The following is a 2,263-nucleotide window of genomic DNA, read 5'->3' on the forward strand; positions in this document are numbered from 1 at the left end:
TCATTACTACATGCCGCGAATGCCAAACCGGCCAAACCCAGCATAAAATACTTGTTAAACTTCATAATAATATTATTTTAAAAGGTGAATAATCATATCTATATCCTTATACTTAAAACCTTATCAGAAATCTGCCATCACTCTCTCCAGCTCCTGCAAATTCCTCTCCGCCTCCCGGCATCCGGCAGCCTTGGCCTGCCGTAGCACCTCGCCTGCCTTCTCATACTTGCCCGCCTTGGCATAAGCCACACCCAATGCGTTCAGCGCTTCCGGCGCAGCGGCCACTTTAGAACCTTCTATCAGACGGATGGCGGCATCGGTATCGTCCCGATCCATCTCCATATACGCCGCGTTCACTACCGCCGCCACGTTTCCGGGATAGGTGTTGGCGGCAACGAGCATCGCCTCTCTATACTCCGCGCTACCCTTGCCGTAGCTGTCGGCCACCTTGTAAATCTCGTCCACGCTCAGCAGGTCGGGGCGGCTCTTGAGTTGCCGTTTCGCCTCTTCCATGTTGAAGTTGCGCACGTTGTATTCGATGCGGTATTCGATGCGGCGCAGCGGGCCGTACATCTCGTTGAGTATCCGTTGGTAAATTTCCGGTGGCACCAGTGTCTTGATGCGTTGCTCGCAGGCGTCAAGATCGCCCTCGCAGGCATCAATGATGCGCAGCACCTCGTCAATCTTCAGCAACTTCGGGTGTTTCTCCACCTCGCGGCGCAGGCCTTCCCAGTCCTCGCCCACGCCCGTGACGTGCCACAGGGAGGCGTCCAGCCGGGTGTCCTGCTGCGCGTGCGCCGCCAAAGCGTCGGCACGGCTCTGCGACAGCCGCTTGTTATACTCCGCCGTGCCTTCGGGCGAGGCGTAGCCGGTGATGTGGATTCCCGTGATGGTGAGGTCCTTGTTGTCCTTCACCACCTCGATGGACGAGGCCACCGTGTTCAGCTCCTCGCTGTTGTTCTTGAACTTGGGGTCTATCTTCGCGCTGTTCTGGCGGAACTGCAGGCGTGCGGTACGTGTCTCGGCACGCGCCTTCACCACCTCGTGCGCGGGCTGCATGCGCTCCATGCTGTAGTGCGGCACGTAGGCCGCCAATGCCGCCTTGGAGTCGGACAACTCTTGCGCGCCCTCGCCCACGCCGCAGTTGGCGCAGCCGGACACCCGCTCGCGCAGTTCGATATGCCCGTCCAGCATCCAGCGTTCGTAGGGCAGCGACGCGCGGTAGTCGTAAGCCTGCTCCTTGCCGTTGTTGCGGCGGATGATGACTTGCGCGTCACCGTCGTGGTAGGGCGGCATTTCCACGCTTTTGAAGCTTTGGGCACGCAGATAGACCTTGCTCCGCGTCTTTCCGTCGATGACCACCGGCGGGAAGGCGGCCTCCCGGCTTCCGTCTTTGGCCACGAGCACGGGAACCAGTGCCAGGCTGTGCTGCGTACGCATTTTGAGTCCGCTCAGGTCAACAACCATTTTCAACTCTACTTCCCGGTTCTTGCGGGAAATCTCCCGGTTGTCGATGTTGATTCCGGAAAGGTAGCCGGTCACGTTGTCGGCGTGCGCCGCTTCGGGGTTGAACGCCAGGGCCAGCAGGAGGATGGATGAATAGAGATATTTCATTGCTTTTCCTTTCATTATTTAATAGTATATATCAGTGAGACGCCTGCTTTGGTGGGGCCTACGTAGTGCTTGTCCTTGCTCCCCTTGAAGTCGCCGCAGGTGGCGCACTCGTAGCGGTCGTAGTTGGCATAGATATAACCCAGCCCGATGGTTGCCTCGATGCTCCACCGCTTGCCCAGCAGCCAGGCGTAGCCGTAGGAGAGTCCCAGGCCGGTGGCCCATCCCTGATAACGGTGGTCTTTGGTACCCTTGCTCATGAAGGGGATGCGTACGCCGCCGACGTTGTAGTAGGTGTAGCCGCTGTGCACTCCGAAGAAATGGCCGTTGAACCGTTCGCACAGCCAATAGCGGAACTCCGGCATGACAAGCCAATGCTTGATTTTCTTATTGCTCTCCTTGTCGAACGTCCACGGGTTGTATCCGCCCGTGAGCTCGAGGGTTGTGTGTCTGCCCAGCCCGAGCTCAAAGCCCAGGTTCGGCGTGGTACCTGCCCAATACAGCAGGTTGGTTTTTGCTGCGATATCTTGCGCGTGGAGAGAGGTGGTGCACCAGCACACGGCAAGAAAAACACCGAGGATTAGTTTTTTCATATTGTATTCTTCTTGTTATATCACTTACCTTATTTATATATACATCTCTTACCAAGAGA

At 57.1% G+C, this 2,263-nt stretch carries 2 protein-coding genes; both read right to left on the reverse strand.

The window, feature by feature from the left end; genetic code table 11:
- Positions 1-123: 123 nt before the first annotated feature.
- Positions 124-1,614, reverse strand: a complete 1,491-nt coding sequence (locus K2G43_RS04170) for a DUF3868 domain-containing protein (RefSeq protein WP_300153092.1) — start codon at positions 1,612-1,614, stop codon at positions 124-126.
- Positions 1,615-1,628: 14 nt separating this feature from the next.
- Positions 1,629-2,204, reverse strand: coding sequence for a DUF3575 domain-containing protein (locus K2G43_RS04175; RefSeq protein ID WP_300153094.1), 576 nt, complete (start codon positions 2,202-2,204; stop codon positions 1,629-1,631).
- Between the last annotated feature and the right edge of the window lie 59 nt (positions 2,205-2,263).

Origin of the sequence: Bacteroides sp., from assembly GCF_029057325.1 — a bacterium.
In the GTDB taxonomy this organism is placed as follows: domain Bacteria; phylum Bacteroidota; class Bacteroidia; order Bacteroidales; family Bacteroidaceae; genus Bacteroides.